Here is a 6,650-nt window from a genome sequence, read left to right on the forward strand (position 1 = left end):
CGCGCTGCTCCGCCGGCCCGACGTGCTCCTGGTCGACGAACCCACCGCGGCGCTCGACCGGGCGACGAGCAGCGCGGTGCTCGCCAGCCTCGAGCGGGCATCCGCCGCCGGTGCCGCCGTCCTCGTGGCAACGCATGAGGCAGACGTGATCGCCCGCTGCGACTCGGTTCTCACGCTGTCGGACACCGGATAGCCACGCGAACCCGCGCCCTACCAGCGGTTACGCGACTCCTCCGCCCATCCGACCAGGCCGTCCAGGCGCACTGTGGTGCCGTCGTCGAGGATCCCGGTTCCCGACCAGGTGCCGAAGGCCTGGTGGGTGCGCACGGCCAGGATCCCGAGTTCGGTGATGTCCCGGCGGAGGTGGAACGGGGTGAGCGTGGCGTCCAGTCGCTCGCCGCGGACCCTCCAGGCGGCCGTCGGATCCGCCAGGTCATAGGTCCACCGCAGATCCTCGCCGATCTTGTGCAGTCGGCCGTCCACGAGGATCCCGTTCTCCGTGGATCCGGTCCCATCCGTCCACCGGCCACCCACCTGCAGCGCACTCGGCACACCGTCGACCACTCCGCTGCCCGCCCCCCAGTTCCACCGGGTGGCGTAACGCCAGCGTCCGCGGCCGCGGTCCAGGACCGCCCACCCGGCCCCCAGGTCCCGTGCGACCCCGTCCAGGGTCACCGAGCCGGTGACGGGGTTGGCGAGATCCTTGACTGTGTACTGGAAGCGGCGCTCACTCCACGGCACCACCACCCCGAGGCTGTCATGGCCCGGGCGGACGACCTCCAGATCCACCTGAAGACCGGTCGCGCGCACCCGGATCGCGGTGGCGCCCTCGTCGTCGTCGATCTCGATTCCCACCCGACCCGAACCCACACCGGCCGACGCGTGCACGCTCCCCACGCCCGGCTCGTCGCTGAAGGCGGGCCGGCCGAGCGGGCTGACCCCGCTGCGGATGGTCTCCACCCCGGTGCGGCGGTCCAGGACGTAGACCGCACAGGTGGACAGGTAGTCGAGACCGGCCACGGTGAGTCCCACCACGAACCGGTCGGTCACGACGCCCCAGTACTCCCAGCGCTTGGTGCGCCCCCACCCGGCGATGGCGGTGCGGTGCAGCGGCGTGCGGGTCCAGCCGATGGCGGCCGGATCGAGTCGGTTGCCGTGGGCCAGGTCGGTGGGCCGGGTGATCTCGCGCTCATCGGTCATACTCCCACCCTTCCACCCGCGGCGGTCGCGCCCTTCCCGCGGTCCGCCGCGGGACCAGAGGGGACCGATGGCGCGACCGCCGGGCGTTGCCTATGGTGCGGTGGACCCGACTGACCCGGAGGGCTCGTGTCCACACTCGATCTGTTGCTCGCGACCGTCGGCGCGCTCGGCGTCGTGATCGTCGCGCTGTCCGCGCGACTACACCGGTGGCCCGTGTCGGAGCCGCTCCTCGCACTCGGGGCCGGCATCGTCCTGGGCCCCGTGGTCATGGGACTTCTCGAGGTCCCCGACATCGTCGCCGACCCCTCGACGCTCCATCACGGCGCGGAGATCCTTCTGGCCATCTCCGTGATGGGTGTGGCTCTCCGCTACCCCTTCTCGGCGATCCGGCGTCACTGGCGGCGCCTGACGCTCCTCCTGGTGGTGGTGATGCCCGCGATGGCACTGATCTCCACCGGTCTCGCGATCTGGGCGTTGGGTCTCCCCTTCGCCTTGGCGCTGCTCTTCGGTACGGCGATCTGCCCCACGGACCCCGTCCTCTCCTCCGCCGCGGTGACCGGCGACGCCGCCGAGAGGGACCTGCCCGAAGACAACCGACAACTGCTGTCGCTCGAGTCGGGGGCGAACGACGGGTTGGCCCTTCCCCTGGTCGTGGCCGCGCTCGCCGTCGCGACCCCCCTCACCGCCGGGCAGGCCGCCCTGGAGATCGGCTGGCAGATCCTGGGCGCCCTGGTTCTGGGCGTCCTCGCCGGCGTGTCGGCGGCCAAGGCCCTCCATTTCTCGGAGCGCCACCACACCGCCGAGAACGGCCCGATCCTGATGTTCACCCTGCTCCTGGCGTTGCTGGTCCTGGGTGGCTCTGGTCTGCTGGGGGTCAACGGGGTCTTCGCGGCATTCGTCTCGGGATTGGCCTTCAACCTGGCCAGTGTCGGCCACGAGAGACAGCTGGAGGTGGAGATCGACGAGGCGATCAACCAGTTCGCGGTCCTGCCGTTCTTCCTGGTCCTCGGAGCGATGCTGCCGTGGGACCAGTGGGCGGGCCTGGGATGGGGAGCGGTGGTGCTCACGGCTGCCGTGCTCGTCCTGCGGCGCCCGCCGGTGCTCCTCGTGCTGATGCGTCCGCTCGGACTGCGTGTCCGCGACGCGGCGTTCCTCGGCTGGTTCGGACCGGTCGGTGTCGCGGCGGTGTTCTATCTGACCGAGGAGGCGTCCCGAGCGGGTGCGGATCCACTGTTGTTGGGAGTGGGCACCCTGGTCGTGGTGGCCAGTACCCTCGCACACGGCGTCTCCGCGGCCCCCGGTCGCGCCATGTTCAGGGCAGCCGCACGACGCGACGCCGACGGGGTCGACAGGGCCGACAGACCGATCCGCTGAGGCCGCGCGCGCGACGTCCGGGGTGTCAGTGGTCGGGCCAGCCACGCAGTGGAGCCAACGCCTCCTCGTCCCCGGCGCTCGAGGCACCGATCACCGAGAGCGTGCCGTCCGACTCCAGGCAGACCGCGGACACCTGGTCGAGCCCGCCGAAGCCGCTCGAGCGCATGGCCTGGAACACCTCGTCCCGGGTGAGCCTGCTCGACGCGATCGCGTCCTCCAGCAGGGTCCCCCGTCGCGCCAGCAGGACGGGCCTGGCGCGCACGACCGTGCGCCCCCTGACGAGCCTCGAGGTGAACAGACTCACCACGACCTGGAGCCCGAGTAGGAGCGCTATCCCGACCAGCCCGGTCACGAGTGCCAGATCCGACGAGGTGAGGATCGTGGCCAGGAGCGACCCCAGGGCCACTGTCACCACCAGGTCGAAGGCGTTGAGCTTGGACAGCACCCGCTTGCCGCTGAACCGGATCGCCGCGACCATCGCCACGTACGCGACCGGGCCGATCAGCAGGACGCGGACGATCGGGTCCAGGGACGAGAACCACATGGGGACCTCCGGTGTCGGCGACGTGAGGACCGCTCACGCTACCCGGGGCTCTCCCCACCGACGCCGGGTCGCACGGGTCCCGGCATCAGACCGTGCCAGCGTCAGACCGTGCCAGCGTCAGGCCGTGCCCGCGTCCGCGTTACCGGCCTTCCACGTCTCCCACGGGACGTTCCAGTCGCCCAGACCGTCCCACCCCGGCAGCGTCGGGCCGACCGTGCCGGAGACCTCGAAGATGTCGCCACGCTTGGCGTTGTCGTAGAACCACTTGGCATCCGCCGTCGTGACGTTGAGGCACCCGTGGCTCACGTTCTGGCTGCCCTGGGCCCAGACGGACCACGGCGCGGCGTGGACGAAGATGCCGCTGTACGACATGCGGGTGGCGTACTGGACCGGGGTCCGGTAGCCCTCCGGCGAATCGACCGGGACGCCGTAGGTCGAGGAGTCCATGACCATCGAGGCGAGCTTCTCGCCGATCACGTACGTGCCGTTGGGGGTCGGGGTGTCGGGCTTGCCCATCGAGGTGGGCATGGTCTTGACCACCTCGCCGTTGCGCTCGATCACGATCTGCTTGGTCGAGTCGTCCACCCGGGAGATGACCGCGTCGCCGATCCGGAAGTCGCTGCGCGCGTCCTCCTGTCCGTACATGCCGCCGCCCAGATCCTCGCCGTAGATGTCCACGTGGACGTCGATGGTGGTACCCGGCGCCCAGTACTCGGCAGGACGCCATCGGACCTCCTGGTTGGAGACCCAGTAGAAGGCGCCCTCGACCTCGGGTTCGGTACGGATGTGGATGTTGTCCTGGGCGGCACGGCGATCCGAGATCGGCTCGTCGAACATCACCGCGACCGGCTGACCGATGCCCACCGTCGAGCCCTGACCGGTGGTGAGGTAGGCCGCGGTCATGATGCGCGGGGTGAGGGTGCTGAACGTGACGTTCTTGCGGGTGACCAGGCCGTCCTCGTCGGTCGCGGTGGACTCGAGCGTGTACTGACGGGAGTAACCCAGGTCCTCGGTGGTCCGCCACTCCGTCAGGTCGGGGTTGAACTCGCCCTGGACCTGGACGCCCTCCGGATTCCGCATGACCACGGTGTCGAGGCGACCGTCGCTGGCGGTGAGGACCACGGGCTCGGCGGGGTTGGCGTCGGATGAACCGTCCTCGACCGACAGGTAGATGACCGCGGCCGGCTCGGCCGGCGCCTCGGCGACCTGGGCCTCACCCGCGCCGCCGGCGCCGATCGTGCACCCCGTCAACACGAGCGAACCGGCGACCACGGCGGCCAGAGCGAGACGGGATCTCGACCGGGAACCCGGGTCCCGTCGTCTGGTCCGATCCGTGTGGCGCAAGTTCACTAATGGCCCCTTCCGAGCATCATCTCCCCCCGGACGTCGACAGGGCCGAGGGGAAGTCCTCTTCAGTATGCCTGGGGAAATCATTGCATTCCATATCGAATTGGTTAAGGATGCGCCGTCAGAAACCGGCCACCCCCGCCCTGACCAGGCGATTTCGTGATGCCGCCGGTGTCCTGTTACTGTTTCTCTCGCACCACGCAGGCGCCATTAGCTCAATTGGCAGAGCAGCTGACTCTTAATCAGCGGGTTCGGGGTTCGAGTCCCTGATGGCGCACAGCAGGGAAAGCCCCGGGTCCACGACCCGGGGCTTTGTCGTGTCGGCAGCGCGGGCGGGACCCCCGTGATTCAACGAGAAGAGCGTTCCGCACACGTTTCCCGAGTGGGAATGTGCGAAACGCTCTTCTCGATGGGCTGTGGTGCGCGGCGGCCGCTCAGAGGGCCCGACGCGCCTCGAGGTAGGCCTCGATGCGCCGACGTTCCTTGCGCTTGTTGGCCATGGACACTGTGATGCCCCCGATGACCAGCGCCGCGAATCCGCCGAGCACCGCGAGGACCCGGGGATCGGTGAGGGCGGCGACGGCCCTCTCCTTGCCCTCTTCGGCGAGGTTCTTGGGATTGACCCGGTCGACGATCTCGTCCAACGTCGTCGCGAGATCGTCACGCGCCTTGGCGATGTCGCCTTCGATGCTGTCGTAACTCCTGGACACGAGACCTCCGTCGATCGCTCGTCACGCGGTTAGCCGCGGATTCTGGACCCCGCCCACGCTACTGCACCCGTCGGCGATCCGCGCCCGCGCGCCGACGCATCGGATAGGTTGGAGTGATCACACACCCCGACCCGACTTCAGGAGCACCGGTGACCACACCACGGCTCGAGGTGGGCCAGACCGCCCCCGCCTTCACCCTCCCCGACGCCGACGGAACCCCCACGTCGCTGGCGGACCTGCTCGCCGCGCACGGACGCGTGGTGCTGTACGTCTACCCGGCCGCCATGACGCCCGGATGCACCACGGAGACCGTGGACTTCGAGGGGGCCCTCCAGCAGCTGCGGGAGGCGGGGATCGGGGTCGTGGGGGTGTCCCCCGACCCGCCGGCGAAACTCGTGCGTTTCCGCGAGAAGCACGGCATCACCTTCCCCCTGCTGTCCGACCCGGACAAGACCATGCTCACCGAGTGGGGTGCGTTCGGGGAGAAGAAGAACTACGGCAAGACCGTGATGGGCGTGATCCGATCGACGTTCGTCGTGGAGTCCGACGGGACGCTCTCCCTCGCGCGGTACAACGTCCGGGCCAAGGGTCACGTGGCGATGCTCGCGAAGCTCCTCGGCGTGGAACTGCCCGAACCCACGGAGGGCTGACGCCACCCATGCCCACCGACCCGCCCGAGCGAGTGCAGGAACCAGTACGGGATCCCGCTGACGAGGCCGTCCAGGACGAGCCGAACATCCTGGTGCCGCGCCGCCGGCCCATCCAGGAGAGGAGCCGGCGCAAGTTCCAGGCGCTGCTGTCCTCGGCGCGCGACGTGCTGGTCGAGGTGGGGTTCGACTCCTTCACCTGCGAGGAGGTCGCCTCCCGCGCCGGGGTCCCCATCGGGACGCTGTACCAGTTCTTCGCCAACAAGTACGTCCTGGTGTGCGAGCTGGACCGCCAGGACGCCCACGGGGTGATCGAGGAGATCGAGCGTTTCGCGCAGAAGATCCCCGCGCTCGACTGGCCGGAGTTGCTCAACGACTTCCTCGACCACGTGGCCGACCTGTGGCTGAGTGATCCCTCGCGGCGTGCGGTCTGGTTGGCCACGCAGGCCACCCCGGCCACCCGCGCCACCGCCGCGGTCAACGAGCGAGAGCTGGCCAGGATGATCGCCAGCGTCCTCGCCCCGCTCATGCCGTCCACGGAGCACCAACGCCGCGAGTTCATGGCTGACGTACTGGTCCACGTGGCGTATTCGATGCTCAACTTCTCCGTCAGCGCCGGCTCCGCCACGGGCGAGGACATCCACGACGCCACCGTCACCGAACTCAAGCGGATGCTCACCGCGTACCTGTGGCTGGCGGAGAAGGAAGCCCAGGTCGGCTGACGTACGCCGGCGACGGCAGGTCGGCGGCGCTGCCTGACGCCGGCCGGCCGGCGGCGCGGGTGGCGGACTTCTGGTGCGAGAAGTTGGCCGCCGGACGCGACTCCCG

The 6,650-nt window shown here is 69.6% G+C and carries 7 protein-coding genes, 1 tRNA gene and 1 pseudogene; 5 read left to right on the forward strand and 4 right to left on the reverse strand.

Annotated features, from left to right (window positions below):
* A pseudogene (locus G6018_RS01080) lies at positions 1-193 on the forward strand (ABC transporter ATP-binding protein); the annotation flags it as partial.
* A 17-nt stretch (positions 194-210) separates the two neighbouring features.
* On the opposite strand, the gene G6018_RS01085 reads toward G6018_RS01080, so the two are convergent.
* Positions 211-1,200, reverse strand: a complete 990-nt coding sequence (locus G6018_RS01085) for a DUF2804 domain-containing protein (RefSeq protein WP_182638508.1) — start codon at positions 1,198-1,200, stop codon at positions 211-213.
* A gap of 126 nt (positions 1,201-1,326) precedes the next feature.
* Here G6018_RS01085 and G6018_RS01090 point away from each other — a divergent pair, with 126 nt between their 5' ends.
* Complete coding sequence (locus G6018_RS01090; RefSeq protein WP_182638509.1) at positions 1,327-2,574, forward strand: cation:proton antiporter; 1,248 nt, start codon at positions 1,327-1,329, stop codon at positions 2,572-2,574.
* Positions 2,575-2,599: 25 nt separating this feature from the next.
* Here G6018_RS01090 and G6018_RS01095 read toward each other — a convergent pair whose 3' ends face one another.
* Both G6018_RS01095 and G6018_RS01100 read right to left on the reverse strand, forming a co-directional pair.
* Positions 2,600-3,118 (reverse strand): YetF domain-containing protein, encoded by a 519-nt coding sequence (locus G6018_RS01095; protein ID WP_182638510.1) that lies wholly within the window; start codon positions 3,116-3,118, stop codon positions 2,600-2,602.
* 117 nt (positions 3,119-3,235) lie between these two features.
* Positions 3,236-4,468, reverse strand: a complete 1,233-nt coding sequence (locus G6018_RS01100) for an Ig-like domain-containing protein (RefSeq protein ID WP_347237758.1) — start codon at positions 4,466-4,468, stop codon at positions 3,236-3,238.
* 201 nt (positions 4,469-4,669) lie between these two features.
* Between G6018_RS01100 and G6018_RS01105 the strand changes: the two genes are divergently transcribed.
* A tRNA-Lys gene (locus G6018_RS01105) sits at positions 4,670-4,742 on the forward strand.
* Positions 4,743-4,899: 157 nt separating this feature from the next.
* Here the strand turns inward: G6018_RS01105 and G6018_RS01110 are convergent.
* Complete coding sequence (locus tag G6018_RS01110) at positions 4,900-5,175, reverse strand: DUF3618 domain-containing protein (RefSeq protein WP_182636898.1); 276 nt, start codon at positions 5,173-5,175, stop codon at positions 4,900-4,902.
* Positions 5,176-5,324: 149 nt separating this feature from the next.
* Here G6018_RS01110 and G6018_RS01115 point away from each other — a divergent pair, with 149 nt between their 5' ends.
* Both G6018_RS01115 and G6018_RS01120 read left to right on the forward strand, forming a co-directional pair.
* Entirely contained in the window at positions 5,325-5,825 is a 501-nt protein-coding gene (locus G6018_RS01115) for a peroxiredoxin (protein ID WP_182609747.1), read from the forward strand.
* Between the two features lie 8 nt (positions 5,826-5,833).
* Positions 5,834-6,544 (forward strand): TetR/AcrR family transcriptional regulator, encoded by a 711-nt coding sequence (locus G6018_RS01120; protein WP_179524866.1) that lies wholly within the window; start codon positions 5,834-5,836, stop codon positions 6,542-6,544.
* Positions 6,545-6,650: the final 106 nt, after the last annotated feature.

The sequence above is a fragment of the Dietzia sp. DQ11-44 genome, assembly GCF_014145205.1.
Classification (GTDB): domain Bacteria; phylum Actinomycetota; class Actinomycetes; order Mycobacteriales; family Mycobacteriaceae; genus Dietzia; species Dietzia natronolimnaea.